Source organism: Neisseria sp. P0008.S004 (genome assembly GCF_051962755.1).
GTDB classification, from domain to species: domain Bacteria; phylum Pseudomonadota; class Gammaproteobacteria; order Burkholderiales; family Neisseriaceae; genus Neisseria; species Neisseria subflava_A.
In genome coordinates, this window is sequence record NZ_JBQCUZ010000014.1 from 1 (window position 1) to 16439 (window position 16439).

The window sequence follows — 16439 nt, forward strand, 5'->3', positions numbered from 1 at the left end:
CGATCTATCAACCATCTGAGGGTGGTATCAGATTGATGGGGTGAAGGTGCCCCATCAACCATTAAATCCGTATACCCATTATTTTTAAACGCTACCAATCTACCCGTTTCAAATCATTTTGCGCCAATACGTCCGCATGCTCGCTGTGGCTTTGATATTCCCTGTCCTGCAAAATGCGGCGGGCGACATAATTCAAATGCAGTTTTGCCGCTTCCGCCGCCTCGGCTGGTTTGGCCTGGACAATGGCTTCAAAAATAGCACTGTGCTGGGCAATCAGCGTCGGGCGCGGGTCTTCGGTTTGATGGATATAGATAATGCCGCTGCGTGTTTGCTGATAAAGCATTTTGAGCAGGCTGCTGGAAAGGTGGCTGAACAGGATATTGTGTGCGGCATCGGCAATGGTTTGATGGAAGCTAACGTCTGCTTCGGCTTGATGCTCCAAATTTCCGCTTTCGCAGGCCGCTTCAAATTTCTGCCGCCAAAAGTCAATCCGTTTCAAGTCGGCGTCAGTCCGTCTTTCGGCGGCCAGTGCCGCCATACAGCCTTCAACGTGACAGCTGAAATCGAAAACGTCGGTTTCCCAGTTGGTATGTTTGCCGAGCAATTCCTGCCAGCTTTGGAGGAAATCTTGTTGCGGTTTGACGGAAACGTAATAGCCATCGCCCTGACGCGCTTCCAAAACCTGCCGCGCAATCAGGATGTTCAGCGCGACCCTGACCGAGGGGCGCGATACGCCGAATTCTTCCGCCAAGGTACGTTCGGGCGGGATTTTGCCGCCTTTTTCGTAAACGCCAGTCGCAATCCGTTCTTCTAATATCGACAATATTTGGTCGCTGATTTTTTGTGGCCGAACCAGTTTTGTCATTGTAATTCCTCTTTTTCTTCATATTTTCCTATGAAGAAGACTCAAATCCGATAATGTGATGCGGCAGGTCGTCTGAAATGGCAATCTGCGTCAAAATTGGCATGACCAAATTGGTGTGCCCAATGTCGCGGTATTCTAATTAACCGGCCATATCCCGTCAATATGGCTTGTTCTACCCGAATATGGTTTAAAACTATATCGGGTTACATTTTTACAATTCATATAATGTTTTGTTTTATTTAAAATTAAATAACAATTTTGCACTTATGTAGCAAGGTTGCTTAAAAAAATAATTGACTGCCATATTAAAGTTTCGTAAAGTGTCCTCCGTTCAAAAAATTGGTTTTACCAATTTAGGAAAGTATATTAGAAAAATATTCGGAGATTTTCCCAATGGAAACTTGGATTCAAAACTATACCGCAGTGGGCGGCAGCCTGTATTTGACGGCAGCCGTCGCCCTCCTGCCCATTATCTTTTTCTTTGTTGCACTGACCGTCTTGAAGCTCAAGGGTTATCAGGCGGGGCTTTATACGCTGCTGATTGCACTTGGCGTTGCCGTATTAGGTTTCGGAATGCCTGCGGGCATGGCGGTTTCTTCCGCGCTGTACGGCTTTGCCTACGGTTTGTGGCCGATTGCATGGATTATCGTTACTGCTGTGTTCCTGTATAAAATTACTGTGAAAACAGGGCAGTTCGACATCATCCGCGCTTCCGTGATTTCGATTACCGAAGACCAACGCCTGCAAATGTTGCTGGTTGGCTTCTCCTTCGGCGCATTCCTCGAAGGTGCGGCAGGCTTCGGCGCGCCGGTGGCGATTACCGCCTCGTTGTTGGTGGGCTTAGGCTTTAACCCGCTCTACGCCGCCGGTTTGTGTTTGATTGCCAATACCGCACCCGTGGCTTTCGGTGCGATGGGTATTCCAATCTTGGTTGCCGGTCAAGTGTCCAACCTCGACCCTTACCACATCGGTCAGGTCGCCGGCCGCCAACTGCCGATCCTGTCGATTATCGTTCCTTTCTGGTTGGTCGCCATGATGGACGGTATGCGCGGCATACGCCAAACTTGGCCTGCCGTATTGGTGGCAGGCGTGTCTTTCGCCACTACCCAGTTCATTACCGCCAACTTCATCGGCCCCGAGTTACCCGACGTGACCTCCGCATTGGTCAGCCTGGTCTGCCTGTCTGCCTTCCTGAAAAAATGGCAGCCTAAAGAAATCTTCACCTTCAACGGCATGAAAAAACCGTCCGAACGCAAAGCGGGCGAATACACTGCCGGGCAAATCATCAAAGCCTGGTCGCCTTTCGCCATCCTGACCGTTTTCGTCAGCGTGTGGACGATTAAGGGTGTTAAAGAGGCTTTGGGCGTTGCCACCATCAAATTCGACTGGCCGATGCTGCACAACTTGGTACAAAAAGCCGCGCCCATCGTCAGCGAACCGACACCATACGCCGCCGTGTTCAAAATTGACCTCCTCGGCGCAGTCGGTACGGCAATCCTGTTTGCTTCCATCGTTTCCGCCGCTTTGCTGAAAATGAAACCCTCCGAAGCCGTCAGCACTTTCTTTGAAACGCTCAAAGAACTGCGCCTGTCCATCCTGTCTATCGGCTTGGTACTTGGCTTTGCATTCGTGGCAAACTATTCAGGCCTGTCGTCCACATTGGCACTCGTCCTCGCCGCCACCGGCACCGTGTTCCCGTTCTTCTCGCCGTTCCTCGGCTGGCTGGGCGTATTCCTGACCGGTTCGGACACCTCCGCCAACGCGCTCTTCGGTTCGCTGCAAGCCAGCACCGCGCATCAAATCAACGTCGTACCCGAGCTGACCGTCGCTGCCAACACCACCGGCGGCGTGACCGGCAAAATGATTTCGCCGCAATCCATCGCCATCGCCTGCGCGGCAGTCGGTCTGGAAGGCAAAGAATCCAACCTGTTCCGCTTCACCGTGAAACACAGCTTGATTTTCTGTACCTTCGTCGGCCTGCTGACCCTGCTGCAAGCTTATGTTTTGCCGTGGACGCTGGTTTTCTTCAACAAATAAGCCAACCGGCTTGAAATAAAAGGTCGTCTGAAATCCAATTTGGGTTTCAGACGACCTTTTTGTCGTTGTGGGCGTGATCGGGTTTACCGTCATTTCCGTTTCGTTTAAACAGTAGGGGAATGCGTGAATCGAAGATGGCTTAAGTTATAGTCAATTAAAAACAAAATGGTACAATACTCAACTTTGAAGGTTTAACCATGGCATACTCTGCGGACTTAAGAAACAAAGCTTTAAACTATTACGAACAATGCAAAAACATCAGCCAAACCGCAGCAACGTTTAACTTGTCAAGAAACACGCTTTACCTGTGGATTCGCCTTAAAAAACAAACAGGCAGCCTAAAACATCAAGTTACCGGTCTAAATGCCGTCAAATTGGATAGGCAAAAACCGGCTCAATATGTTGGGCAACACCAGGATGCCTATCTGCATAAAATCGCCAAACATTTTGATTGTACGCCAGCCGCCGTTTGCTATGCACTCAAACAGATGGGGATGACGCGCAAAAAAAGACCACCACTTACAAAGAACAAGATCCGGCCAAAGTAACGCATTATTTGACACAGCTGGCCGAATTTTCCGACTACCAACGCGTTTATTTGGATGAAACAGGATTTGACCGCTACCTGTTCCGTCCCTATGCCCGCAGCCTGAAAGGGCAAATAGTGAAAGCGCAGATAAGTGGAAAAAGATACCGACGCTTATCTCTGGTGTCCGCACAAGTCGGCAACCGGCTGATTGCTCCGATGGTTTATCAAAATACGATGACCGGAGTCTTTTTTGAAGCGTGGTTTCAGCAATGCCTACGGCCCGCATTGACTCAAAAATCGGTGATTATTTTAGATAATGCGCGATTTCACCGTATGGGTGTCTTACGGGAAATGGCGGAAAAATTGGGACATAAGGTATTGCCTCTTGCACCTTATTCACCTGAGCTCAACCCGATTGAGAAGGTGTGGGCGAATATTAAGCGGTATCTGCGAACCGTATTGTCTGATTACGCCCGATTTGACGATGCGTTACTGTCCTATTTTGATTTTAATTGACTATAATTCAAACACATTCATTTTTATTGATTAACCTCACCAATGTCTTCAAATCAATATTTTGGTATGACCAATCTTAATAAACAACCTATACGCCAAAAATCTGAAAATATTGATTTAGATTAAAATCCCACTGCTTCTATTTCACTAGACTTTATGTATAATACCTAGGTATTAGTTAATATAATTCCTAATAATAGAGAGAAACGATATGAAATACCCACCATTACTTATCTTGCCTATCGTCTTAGCCGTATCCCAAGCATGGGCAGAGACTAACCCTACACCTGAAGAAACGGTTACCCTTTCCCCTGTCACCGTCACCGGCACACAACAAGAAAAAGCCAATCGCGTTACTTTCAACCCCAAAGCTGCTTTGCAACCCCTCCCTGCCGGAGACGGGGCAGACCTTTTACAATCCGTGCCCAACATGAGCATCATCCGCAAAGGCGGCAGCTCGGGCGATCCGCTGTTCCGCGGTTTGGGCGGCTCGCGCCTCTCCGTCAATGCCGATGACCAGTTTATTTATGGCGGTTGCGGTATGCGCATGGACCCGCCGACTGCCTATATCCACCCCAATTCGTTTGATAAAGTTGTCGTTACCAAAGGCCCGCAAACCGTAACCCAAGGCATGGGATTGGTCAGCGGCTCGGTGCAATTTATCCGCAAAGACCCTGATTTCACTGAAAAACCTTACAACGTTAACGCTACCCTGACGGCAGGCAGCAACGACCGTCTTGACGGCTCGTTGGAAGCCGAGTTCGGCGGCAAATACGGCTACGTCCGCAGCAATATTTCCCATAACGAAGCCGACGATTACAAAGACGGCGACGGCAACCGCATTCACTCCAACTTCAAACGTGACAGCCAAATGCTGCAACTGGGCATCACCCCGACCGAAAACACCACCATTGCCGGCACATACGAGCGCAGCAGGGCCAAGGTTGCCTACGCCGACCGCATGATGGACGGCAGCAAATTCGACCGTGATGCATGGAACATCCGCTTTACCCAACGCAACCTTACCCCATGGTTCAGCGAGTTGGAACTGCGCTATGGTAAAAGCGAAATCGACCACGTGATGGACACATACAGCCTGCGTACCATCCGCACCCCTGCCGGTATGCAGATTAAAAATGCCAACAACCCTAAACGCAATACCGATACAGGCCGTCTGAAAGCCACTTTCGACTGGGACAAGCTCAACCTGCAAACCGGTTTGGATTATCTGGACGACGTCCACGTCGCACGCATGGAGCGTGGTGGCGACGGCTACAGCCACAAGCCTTACATGCCCAACCAAAGTTTCAAACAATGGGGTATTTTCACCGAAGCCTCTTGGCAGCAAACCGACAATCAACGCTGGGTAGCAGGTTTGCGCCATGACCAAGTCAAAGCGCATTACGATACCGCGCGCGTGACCAACCCCGTTTTGAAACATCAAAAATTCAATTTGAACTCAGGCTTCCTGCGTTGGGAAAGAAATACGGACAACGGCCTGAAATACTATGCCGGCTTCGGTATTGCCGAACGTGCGCCTGACTACTGGGAACGCCTGCGCTCCGAAAACAAAGCCATCCGCGCAGAGCAAAACCGCCAAATCGATGCTGGTGTAATCTGGAAACGTCCTAACCTCCACGCATCTGTATCCGTATTCGGCAGCAACATCAAAGACTTCATCATGATGGAGCGCCAAGGCATGGATTTCAACGTACGCAACATCAACGCTTCACGCTTTGGCGGCGAAGCCGAAGTCAAATGGGCATTTGCGCCTAACTGGGAAGTTGGCACCAGCCTCGCCTACACCCACGGCAAAAACCGTACCGACGGCAAACCTTTGGCACAAACCCCGCCGCTCGAGTGGAACAACACCCTCGCCTTTGACAACGGCAAATTCAGCGCAGGAGCATTATGGCGCGTCGTAGCCAAACAAAACCGTTACAGCAAAGGCCAAGGTAATATCGTCGGCCAAGACATCGGTGCCTCTTCAGGCTTTGGCGTACTCTCGCTCAATGCCGGTTGGAAATTCAGCAAATACGCCACATTGCAAGGCGGCGTGGACAACGTGTTCAACAAAACCTATGCTGAATTCGTCAGCCGCGGCGGCGACCCGTCTGCCGGTACACAAACCATGCGCGTGAACGAACCCGGCCGTACTGCATGGCTGAGACTGCAAGCGAAGTTCTAATCAGCCTCGCGCGTATATAAAAAGGCCGTCTGAAAAATTTTCAGACGGCCTTAATATTTTTAAGGATATTTTTAAACAAACAGTCCGTCGAAGCAATGCAACACCGGACTGTTTTCTCACTATCAGATTAAATCAAACCCAAAGAGTTGATGAACACCACAATAATCGCAATCGGCGCAAGATAGCGAAGCACACCCAGCCACAGGTAAAGCAGCTGTTTCGGAATGGTACTGCCCATGCCTGCATCGCGCAGAACGGACTGTTTATCTTGAACCCATGACGTAAACACGGCAACGCTCAATGCGCCAATCGGCATGATGACGGCAGAAATAATGAAGTCCCACAAATCAAAAATGGTTTTGCCGAAAATTTTAAACTCGCTCCATACGCCAAAAGACAGCGCCGAAGGAATACCGACTATGAAAATCGCAATGCCGGTTACCCAAGCGTGGCTGCTGCGCTTTTTCTCGTCTTGGCGGATGGTTGCCGCGATAACGGTTTCCAGCATCGAAAATGCGGAAGTTAGCGTCGCAAAGACAACCAACAGCATGAACACGGCAAACAAATATGTACCCATCGGCATTTTCATGAAGACCGCAGGCAACACGACAAAAATCAAACCAGGGCCTTGGCCGGGTTCAAAACCGAAGGCAAATACCGCAGGGAAAATAACCAATCCGGCCAGCAGCGACACAAACAGGTTCATCCACATAATCATATGGCCGGAACGGAACATATCCTGATCCTTACCCAAATACGAGGCATAGGTAATCATCGCGGACACGCCGATACTCAACGCAAAAAACGCCTGACCCAAAGCAGTCAGCATTGTGCCCGGTTTCAAATACGACCAATCTGGTTTCAACAAGAATGCCACGCCCTCCATTGCGCCGGGCAAGGTCAGCGAACGGATAGCCAGCGCGATAAAGAGGATAAACAAACCCGGCATCAATACGCGGTTTGCCTTTTCAATGCCGTCTGAAACGCCGCCTTTGACCACCCAAATGGTAATCAGCATGAACAAACCTTGGTAAAACAGCGAGCCAAACGGTGAAGAAATCGTATTTTCAAACAGGGCCTTAAAGTCTGCGCCAACGTGAATTTCGCCGGTAAAACTGTGTACCACATAGTTCAATACCCAGCCGCCGACCACGCTGTAAAACGACAGCAAGATAAAACAAGCGGCCACGCCCATGCGGCCAACCCACGGCCACTGCGAACCGGGGCGCAATACTTTGAAGGAGTCGATGGCGTTTTTACCGCCCGTGCGGCCGATGTAAAACTCGGCCAGTTGAACCGGTAAAGCCACCAAAATGGTGAAAATCAAAAACAAAAGAAAAAATACGGCGCCGCCGTTGGTACCGGCCGTATAAGGGAATTTCCAAATTGCACCCAAACCGATGGCCGAGCCTGCCGCAGCAAGCACAAAGCCGATTTTGGATGACCAAGATGAATGGTTGCTCATGATGTAATATTAAGAAACGTGAAGATGCCGAATTGTAACAGGGTGAAGTCAAGCCGTGAGTGGCTGCCAGACTGCTGATAAGCAATTCGCACGGATGGTGCGTACTTACCAGGCAAATTAGCATGAATTTTTTATAATTAAACTTTTAATAGCATAAATTTTATTTTTATATTTTAAATTTGACGGTTTATTTTAAAAATAAGCATATAAAAGGCCGTCTGAAACCTTGTTTTCCAAGTTTCAGACGGCCTTTATCCTTAAGCCGCTTTATTTTTTCATGGCATCAGTCAAAACTTTGACATTGTAGCGGTACATGCCGATGTAGCTGTTGGCCGGTGCGCCACCCAATGCATCAGAATACAAACGTCCGCTGACATTGACACCGGTTTCTTTGGCAATACGGTCAATCATGCGCGTGTCTTTGATGTTTTCAGTAAAGACGGCTTTAATGCCCTCGCGTTTGATTTGGCGGATAATGGAAGCCACTTGTTTGGCAGATGGCTCGGCTTCGCTGCTCACGCCTTGAGGGGCGATGAATTCAATATTGTAGCGTTTGCCCATGTAAGAGAACGCGTCGTGTCCGGTCAAAACTTTACGCTTGGCGGCAGGTACGGCATTAAAGGCAGCCTGCGCATCGCTGTGCAGTTTTTTCAGCTGCATTTGATAGTTGCCCAAACGTTGCTGATAGTAGGTTTTGCCTTCAGGGTCGGCTTGAATCAGCGCATTGGCAACGTTTTGAGCATAAGTGCCCATTAGGACGGGATCGGTCCAAACGTGTGGGTCAAACTCGCCGTGATCGTGATGATGGCCTTCATGATCGTGGTCATGATGATGGCCACCCTCTTCTGCTTTCAAAGCCTGAATGCCTTTGGTCGCTTCGGCGAAAGGAACTTTACTCTGTTTGACTGCACGCTGTACATCGGCGGCTTCCAAGCCCAAACCGTTAAGCAATACCAATTTGGCACTGCGGATTTTTTTGATGTCGCCACTGGTCATGTGGTAGGCATGGCTGTCTTGGTTTGCGCCCACCAAGCTTTGAACAACAATACGTTCACCGCCAATCTGTTTGGCCACGTCGCCCAAAATGCTGAAGCTGGTGACAACAGGCAGCGGAGCGGCATAAGCTGCACCGGTCAATAATGCGGCAACGATGCCGAGTTTCCAATGTTTCATATTCTCTCCAGTGATATAACGTAACATTAACATCATCATAAGACAGACCGCCTGATTATTCAAGCGGCCGTCTGAAAAATCATGCCGTGCGGTGTTTCTTGCGGCGCAGCCATTTTGCCAAAATGCCGCCTTCCCAACCGAACACGACGGAAATCAGATAAAGCGTGCCGCAGCATAAAATAATCGCCGGGCCGGACGGGATTTCGATATGGTAGGAAAACAACAGCCCTGCCAAGCCGCAAAGCAAAGCCAATGCGACAGACAAAATCATCAGCCAACCCATGCTTTTTGCCCACAGTCTGGCGGTAATCGCCGGCAACATCATCAAGCCGACTGACATCAGCGTACCCAATGCCTGAAAACCGGCAACCAGATTCATCACGACCAGCACCAAAAACAACACATGCCAAAAGCCGCCCTTGCCGCCGACAGCCTTGAGGAACAAAGGGTCTATGCTTTCCAACACCAGCGGACGGAACATGACCGCCATCAGCAAAATAGTGACGCTCGCAGAAACGGCAATCAGCTGCAAAGCCGGAATATCCACTGCCAATACCGAGCCAAACAACAAATGCAGCAAATCCACGCTGCTGCCGTTTTTGCTGACCAAAACCACACCGATGGCGAGGCTGCTCAAATAAAATGCGGCAAAGTTTGCGTCTTCTTTCAATGAAGTAAACCGGCTGACCAAACCTGCCAGCAAAGCCATCAGCAAACCGGCCGCAAAACCGCCGACGCTCATCGCAGGCAAACTCAAACCGGCAAACATATAGCCAATGGCCGCACCGGGTAAAACCGCATGGCTCAAGGCATCGCCCACCAAACTCATGCGGCGCATCACCAAAAATACACCGACAGGCGCCGCGCTCAATGCCAGGCAGAAAATCGACGCTAGGGCATAGCGCATAAAGTCAAATTCGGCGAACGGCGCGACGACCAAATCATATAAATCCATGTTTTATCGCTTTTTTATTAATCTCTGAAAGCCTTAGTCCGTCTGAAAAATACTAACTTTCAGACGGCCTTGTCCATTAAACCGCGCACCAATCGGCCGCTTCCTGTTTCTGCATCATTCGATTGGCCTGCGCCAAAAATTCATCGGTCAACACATTTTCCGTCGCACCGGCAGTCACTTTTTCACGCGCCAAAAGCAGCGTGTTGGCAAAATATGCCCTCACCTGCTCGTAATCATGCAACACGGCAATCACTGCCTGACCGTCCTGATGGCACTGGCGCAAAACTTCCAACAGCGCATAAGTCGTCCGCGCGTCCACCGCATTAAACGGCTCATCCAGCAACAAAAATTTGGCATCCTGCACCAGCATCCGTGCAAACAATACGCGTTGGAACTGACCATTGGACAAGTGCGCGATTTGGCGCGTGGCAAAATCCTGCATTTCTACGCGTTCCAAAGCCGCCATCACACGCTTTTTCTGCGCCGCGTTCACACGCCCGAAAAAGCCGATTTCATACCACAGCCCCATCGCCGCCAGTTCAAACACTGTCATCGGCTGGCTGCGATCAATATCCGACTGCTGCGGCAGATAGGCAATGTCCTTGCGCGCCATATTTTCATAGCGCACGCTACCCGTGTCCGTCTTCTGCAAGCCCATAATGGCTTTGAGCAAAGTCGATTTACCCGCGCCGTTCGGCCCGAAAATCGTCCACATTTTGCCATCTTCAAACACCATATCGACATGGTGCACCACCGGCCTGCGCTGATAGCTGACCGTCAGATTTTCCACCACGATACTCATGGCGACACCGCCCAAAAATATACAGCCCACAACGCCGCCAATGCGGCAAGCGCAATCAGCAGCCTTTGCAGCAATCCGGTCAACAATACAGAATTCATAAGCCTAAAACCGCCCTTGCCCGAATACGGACAACAGGCCGTCTGAAAGAAAATTAAAACATTAAAATGATACTGTATAACGTTAACCCTGTAAATTTCTTTCGTTTTCAGACGGCATCGGGCAAAAGGCCGAATATCGGTTACAATCCATTTTTTATTTGATGATTGCCCTATGTCTATTCCACTCTTAAACGAAAAACTCAATACCGAAACTGCCCGCATTTCATGGGAAGAGCTGCAACCCCACTTCGCACGCGGTGCCGCCGTCTATGTTGCGCCCGATTTGGATTTGATTGCCGTCGCCCGTCATGTTGCCGAAGATGAAGCCGCGCCATTGAAACAATGGATGGAACAAGGCAAATTCGGTGCCGTCAGCGATGATATGGCGCGCACATTTTTAGCGGATAAGCAAGAAATGTGGGCGGTCGTTGTAGCGCCGTGGGTATTGGTACAGCCTTGCAAAGACTGATAAGGTCGTCTGAAAAATGAAAAACCGGAACATTTCGCATGTTCCGGTTTTTCATTTTTCAGACGACCTATTGCAAAGTAAAGCCTGCTTTGAATTCAAGCTTCGGCACCCCGATAACGAAACGTTTGCCGATGCTGTCTTCAAACTCATACGCGCCTTCGATACTGCCCCAAGGCGTGCTGATTTGCGAACCGCTGTTGTACTCATAGGCTTCGCCCGGGTACAAAACAGGTTGCTCTTCAATCAAGCCGGCATGACCAACCTGCTCTGTCTCACCGTGTCCGTCGGTGATTTCCCAAAAACGCTGACGCAAAGTAATGATTTCATCACTGCGGTTGCAGATGGTGATCAGATAATTGAAGGCGTAACGGTCGCGATAGACGTCACTCTGACCGGCCATATAACGCGGCTCCACGTTAATCTCGATTTCATTCATAATTGTTTACCCCGTATGGTATTTATTTTATTTCAATCCGGATAATTCCGGCGTATCCGCCCTATTTTTGCAAAGGGTCGAAACACTTAAAACGCATCACGCGATCCAATAAAACAGGCCCAAGACCATCAAGGTCATCGCAGCCGCAATCAAATCATCAAGCATAATGCCTAAACCTCCATGAATCCGCCGATCAAACCATTTGATCGGCCATGGTTTCAACGCATCAAACAAGCGGAAAATAACAAAAGCCGCCAGCCACCAGCTCCATTTGAACGGAATCAGCGACAGCACCAGCAGCATCGCGACAATTTCATCCCAGACGATACCGCCGTAATCCTGAATACCCAGTTCCCTCTCGGTATAACCGCAAATGCGGATACCCCAGAAAAACAAGGCGATACACAATAAAAGCAATATCCAGCCGTCTATGCCCAACAGGCACAATACAAAAGCCAGAGGTAATGCTGCCAGCGTTCCGGCCGTACCCGGCGCAATCGGCGACAAGCCGCTGCCGAAACCGAATCCCAAAAAACACAATGGTTTGTGCAACAGCCAAGAAAAAGTAGGTTTACGTTCAGCCAAAATGATCAAATCCTAAAGAAGTCAGTTCCAATACGCCGCCTTCGGCATCCACAATATTCAGACGGCCTGAGTCAGTAATTTTACCAATTCGGGCGACCGGTACGCCACTTTGTTCCGCTGCCTGACAAACGCGTTCCCTATCTTCTGGAGCGGCAGTAAAAATCAGTTCGTAATCATCGCCGCCGGCCAATACTGCCGACAACCATTGTTCGCGCGACAACACATTTTTCAATTCAGGCAACGACGGCACACAATCGGCAAATATTTCCGCCCCGACAGCAGAGGCTTTCAAAATATGCCCCACATCTTGAGCCAGGCCGTCTGAAATATCTTGCGCGGCATGGGCAAACGGCAACAATGCCTGACCCAATGAAACGCGCGGCTCTGGACGGAGCAATTTCTCATCGCAAACCGCCATGATTTCAGACGGCAATTGATAATGCCCCAGATGTTTGTTCAAAGCAGCGGCAGCCAAACCCAACCGACCCGATACCCAAATATCGTCGCCGACTTCGGCCGCATCACGCCGCAGGGCATTCCCTGTCGGAACTTCACCTACTATTGTTACATTAAAGACCAAATCGCCTTTGGTGGTATCGCCACCAATCAACACCGTATCAAAACGCGCGGCCAAAGCAAAAAAGCTATCGCAAAAACGTTTGAGCCAGTCTTGATTCAATTCAGGCAGCGCAGCACTGAGCAACACCCAACGTGGCTTGGCACCCATAGCGGCCATATCGGATAAGTTTACTGCAAGCATTTTCCATGCCAAATCTTCGGGCAAAACATCTTCAAAAAAATGTCTGCCCTTGACCAACATATCAGCGCTAAAACATAAATCAAATCCGTTACTTGGGCGAATAATAGCGGCATCGTCCCCTATGCCCAAAATCAGACCTTCCGATTTTTGTCGTTGCAAATATTGTCTGATAAAGTCAAATTCCGTCATATTTATCCAATACAACTATAACTTAGATTACTATATCTAATTTTGTGCCAGCCTGATGAGTGCCTATTAACACGTCAAACATCAAACTTTCATATTATTAGATATAAAACTCAATAAGTTAAAGGCCGTCTGAAGATACAGATTTCAGACGGCCTCATGTTTTCAAACCACTCTGAGCAGGTATATTTACAGATAGACGATTTCGCCTGTCCGCCCCCTGCTCTCTCGGCTTGCCCACCAAATAAATTGCGGCAGGACATCTTCGTAGTTTTTACGTTCGCTTTTCGATTCGCCCGGATGAGATTTGATACGTTGCGGCGAATTGATGGCTCCCGGCACCAAAACATTGGCACGCAGGTTGTCAAAACGTTCCCACTCATCCGCGGCCACTTTACACAAATAATTGAGCGCGGCTTTGGAGGCACCGAAACCGCCCCAATAGGCCTGCGGTTTCTCACCGTGGCTTTCGCCGACAAAAATCACAGAAGCGTCTCCGGATTGCTTCAACAATGGGAACAGCGCACGGGTCAAGCCCATAGGCGCAACGGTATTGATGCGGTATTGGTTGACCCATTCCGATACGGTTTGGAAGTCCAATGGCGACAAGGCATAGAAATAGCTGGCGCAATGCACCACGCCATCCAATTTTCCGCCGGTTGCTTCATCAATAGTTTCCGCGAATTGCTTAAACTCTTTCTCCTCCGCGCTCATTAAATCAAAGCAGATGGCAAACGGCTCAGGGCTGCCCGCAGCCACAATGGCATCATATACTTTTTCCAAACGCTTTTGATGACGCGCCACCAAAATGACAGTCGCTCCCGCAGTCGCATAAGCTTTGGCAACCTGCTCACCCAAGCCTTGGGATGCGCCGGTAATCAAGATCGTTTTGTTCGCTAATGTCGTCATGACTTTTCCTTGAACTTTATGGTTTCGGATATTGTATCGGCTTGGTAAGTTTTGTAAAGTCAAAAAGGCCGTCTGAACATTCAGACGGCCTCCGTTTATTCAACCTGTAAATCCAGCATAAGCTTTTCAGCCGCTGCAAAGCCAGACTGAACCGCAGCCTCCAATGTTGCCGGATAGCGCGGATGGAGATAGTCGCCGGCCGGATAAATACGGCGATGGTGCAACCATGAGAAATCTGGTTGTACAAAATCAACCGTTGCCGCCGTAGTCGCGCGCTTTTCCGTAATAATGCGTACGGCTTCAGGCTTACCCAAATCCGGACAAATCCGCTTAATGTCCTCATGAGCTTTCTCGGCCAAATCTTTATCCTTCCAAGCCTCGGTGCAATCGGAAACGCTGATGACAACCGCGACTTCATTATCCGGTAAACCCAATGCCCCCCGATGTAACACCCATTGCGCCGTACCATCAGAGAACCCGGTTAAAGGTGCTGGCAGTTTGACTGCTTGGGCATAACGCAAATAAACCGTGGTAATCGCATGGTAACTCAACGATTGATAGGCCGTCTGAATATAGTCAGGCGTATCTTCGGGCAGAAGTGCGTCAACATGATATGGCGCAACAGCCAAAATCACCGCATCAAATACTTCACCATTGATTTTAATTCGGTCATCGATATGATGATTTAAATGTGAAACACGAGTTTCAAGATGTATCTTTGCACCATGCGTGAGTAGGAACGCCAAAGCCGGTTCGGCTACGATCCGCCCTAAATCCTGCTTAGGCAAAAGATAATCGCTGTTCGCCTTTTCAGACCACACGCCATCATTCAATACATTACATAAAATACGCAACGATGCCTGTTCTAACGGAGTATTTAAAGCACCCCAAACCAAAGGTTGCCAAAATTGGCCAAGCAGACTGCGGGGAACATTTCGTGTTCTCAACCACTTTGCAACCGTCAAATCGGTTTTATGATGAGCTGCCCACCGTTGCAATGCCGACATATCCGACAGCAATTTGATTTTCAATGAAAAAGAAAGATTTTTCGCACGCAGGATACCGACAAGCAAATGCCAAGGCGCAGGCAGAGAGGCCGTCTGAAACTGTAATCCTTCATGGATGTACCATTGCAAAGGCTGGCGTAAAAAGGCTGACTCGGGTTTAACACCAATATGTTGCATCAAAGTTTGAACACCATGATACGCGCCCAATAAGATATGCTGTCCATTATCCAAAAAGCTGAATCCATCATCTTTCCCGGACAAGGCACGCGCCCTACCGCCAGCCTGTCTCCCGGCCTCAAACAAAGAAATATCAGCTCGATGAATCAGAGAGACCGCCGCAGACAAACCTGCCCAACCGGCACCAATCACAGCAATTTTTGGACGCTTATTCATGGTTTAAATCCAAACAGCCAAGTTTTCAAAGCAATACGTTTTTTACGGGGAGAAGGAATCGCAATTTTATAAGTCAAAACATTTTGCGCACCATCACGGTCAATTTCATTCAACAACGCATAATAAATAGCCGCCATAATCAAGCCGACTTTTTGCGATTTCTTATCCACGGCCGGCAAAAGCAACATCGCTTCACGATAAGTTTCACGCGCCCTATTCACTTGAAATTGCATCAATTTTGCAAAATTATCTGTCGGTTTGCACTGCATGATTACATTGGCAGGTACGTCAAATTTCTGCATTTCCTCTATCGGCAGATAAATTCTTCCCTGCCGCGCATCTTCGCCCACGTCGCGAATAATGTTCGTCAACTGCAAAGCCAAACCCATTTTGTCCGCATATTCCAAAGTTTTCAGATTGGAAAAACCTAAAATCCGCGCAATAAGGCATCCCACTACCCCTGCAACACGGTGGCAATACAGCTTTAATTCATCAAAACTACCATAACGAGCCTGCTCCAAATCCATCTGCATGCCATCAATCAAAGCTTCAAATTCATTCTTCGGCAAATCAAAATTTACCCGAATATCTTTTAAAGCTTGATGAACGGGATGCTCAGGCATCTCATTATTAAATACTTTCTCCAAATCACTGCGCCACCAATTCAACGTTATCTGAGCTACATTTGGATCGGTACAGCCATCAACCACATCATCTAGTTCGCGACAAAAAGCATATAAAACAGTGAGCGCATTTCGTTTTTCTACCGATAAAAAACGAAAGCCGGATAAAAAACTGGAATGGCTTTCTGCAGCCTTTTGATGACAATAATCCAAAGCAAGCACTGTGTATCCTAAAAAATATCGTTATAAATAATTAACAGGGATTTTATCTGTATTTAAAAAAGTACGCCAATATCAAAAATTCATCTTACAACAAGGCCGTCTGAAAGCTATTCTTAAGTATCTTTCAGACGGCCTAATATCCTACGTCGCCAATATCGAAACCAGCAGCATCACCACCAACAGCTGTATCAAGGAGTAGCCCCTCTGTACAGCTGCCCCAT

At 48.7% G+C, this 16439-nt stretch carries 16 protein-coding genes; 4 read left to right on the top strand and 12 right to left on the bottom strand.

Features of this window, described 5'->3' with window-relative positions:
• Nucleotides 1-91: 91 nt before the first annotated feature.
• Entirely contained in the window at nt 92-865 is a 774-nt protein-coding gene (locus ACTHSW_RS10440; RefSeq protein ID WP_070461657.1) for a FadR/GntR family transcriptional regulator, read from the bottom strand.
• A 393-nt stretch (nt 866-1258) separates the two neighbouring features.
• Between ACTHSW_RS10440 and ACTHSW_RS10445 the strand changes: the two genes are divergently transcribed.
• The 3 genes from ACTHSW_RS10445 to ACTHSW_RS10455 all read left to right on the top strand — a co-directional run bounded on the left by ACTHSW_RS10445 (nt 1259) and on the right by ACTHSW_RS10455 (nt 6135).
• On the top strand, nt 1259-2902 hold the full coding sequence (locus tag ACTHSW_RS10445) for a lactate permease LctP family transporter (protein ID WP_070461656.1): 1644 nt from the start codon (nt 1259-1261) through the stop codon (nt 2900-2902).
• 197 nt (nt 2903-3099) lie between these two features.
• A protein-coding gene (locus tag ACTHSW_RS10450; RefSeq protein WP_107769225.1) for an IS630 family transposase occupies nt 3100-3947 on the top strand; the annotation gives its coding sequence in 2 pieces (ribosomal slippage) (nt 3100-3415 and nt 3415-3947; 849 coding nt in all).
• Nucleotides 3948-4158: 211 nt separating this feature from the next.
• The gene (locus ACTHSW_RS10455) at nt 4159-6135 is read left to right on the top strand and encodes a TonB-dependent copper receptor (RefSeq protein ID WP_070461653.1); all 1977 of its coding nucleotides are present in this window, start codon (nt 4159-4161) and stop codon (nt 6133-6135) included.
• A gap of 127 nt (nt 6136-6262) precedes the next feature.
• Here the strand turns inward: ACTHSW_RS10455 and ACTHSW_RS10460 are convergent, their stop codons facing one another.
• From ACTHSW_RS10460 to ACTHSW_RS10475, 4 genes are all read right to left on the bottom strand, one after another.
• Entirely contained in the window at nt 6263-7600 is a 1338-nt protein-coding gene (locus tag ACTHSW_RS10460) for a sodium-dependent transporter (protein WP_070461652.1), read from the bottom strand.
• Nucleotides 7601-7867: 267 nt separating this feature from the next.
• Nucleotides 7868-8773, bottom strand: a complete 906-nt coding sequence (locus ACTHSW_RS10465) for a metal ABC transporter solute-binding protein, Zn/Mn family (protein WP_107769222.1) — start codon at nt 8771-8773, stop codon at nt 7868-7870.
• 79 nt (nt 8774-8852) lie between these two features.
• On the bottom strand, nt 8853-9728 hold the full coding sequence (locus ACTHSW_RS10470) for a metal ABC transporter permease (protein ID WP_003685375.1): 876 nt from the start codon (nt 9726-9728) through the stop codon (nt 8853-8855).
• 76 nt (nt 9729-9804) lie between these two features.
• Nucleotides 9805-10530, bottom strand: coding sequence for a metal ABC transporter ATP-binding protein (locus tag ACTHSW_RS10475; RefSeq protein WP_070607635.1), 726 nt, complete (start codon nt 10528-10530; stop codon nt 9805-9807).
• A 270-nt stretch (nt 10531-10800) separates the two neighbouring features.
• Here ACTHSW_RS10475 and ACTHSW_RS10480 point away from each other — a divergent pair, with 270 nt between their 5' ends.
• The gene (locus ACTHSW_RS10480) at nt 10801-11097 is read left to right on the top strand and encodes a DUF2288 domain-containing protein (protein WP_049323125.1); all 297 of its coding nucleotides are present in this window, start codon (nt 10801-10803) and stop codon (nt 11095-11097) included.
• A 67-nt stretch (nt 11098-11164) separates the two neighbouring features.
• On the opposite strand, the gene apaG is transcribed toward ACTHSW_RS10480, so the two are convergent.
• The 7 genes from apaG to ACTHSW_RS10515 all read right to left on the bottom strand — a co-directional run.
• Nucleotides 11165-11533 carry a Co2+/Mg2+ efflux protein ApaG gene (gene apaG / locus ACTHSW_RS10485; protein WP_003682575.1) on the bottom strand — a complete coding sequence of 123 codons (369 nt, stop codon included), beginning with the start codon at nt 11531-11533 and terminating at the stop codon, nt 11165-11167.
• Nucleotides 11534-11629: 96 nt separating this feature from the next.
• On the bottom strand, nt 11630-12118 hold the full coding sequence (locus ACTHSW_RS10490; protein WP_070461658.1) for a phosphatidylglycerophosphatase A family protein: 489 nt from the start codon (nt 12116-12118) through the stop codon (nt 11630-11632).
• Nucleotides 12111-13067, bottom strand: a complete 957-nt coding sequence (gene thiL, locus ACTHSW_RS10495; RefSeq protein ID WP_070461649.1) for a thiamine-phosphate kinase — start codon at nt 13065-13067, stop codon at nt 12111-12113. Before thiL ends, ACTHSW_RS10490 begins: the two co-directional genes overlap by 8 nt.
• Nucleotides 13068-13253: 186 nt before the next feature.
• Entirely contained in the window at nt 13254-13973 is a 720-nt protein-coding gene (locus tag ACTHSW_RS10500) for an SDR family oxidoreductase (protein WP_070461648.1), read from the bottom strand.
• A gap of 95 nt (nt 13974-14068) precedes the next feature.
• Complete coding sequence (hpnE, locus tag ACTHSW_RS10505; RefSeq protein ID WP_070461647.1) at nt 14069-15373, bottom strand: hydroxysqualene dehydroxylase HpnE; 1305 nt, start codon at nt 15371-15373, stop codon at nt 14069-14071.
• The gene (gene hpnD, locus ACTHSW_RS10510) at nt 15370-16218 is read right to left on the bottom strand and encodes a presqualene diphosphate synthase HpnD (protein WP_070461646.1); all 849 of its coding nucleotides are present in this window, start codon (nt 16216-16218) and stop codon (nt 15370-15372) included. Before hpnD ends, hpnE begins: the two co-directional genes overlap by 4 nt.
• A 141-nt stretch (nt 16219-16359) precedes the next feature.
• Nucleotides 16360-16439 (bottom strand): prepilin-type N-terminal cleavage/methylation domain-containing protein (locus tag ACTHSW_RS10515; RefSeq protein WP_440365307.1); only part of this gene is annotated, 80 nt, incomplete at its 5' end.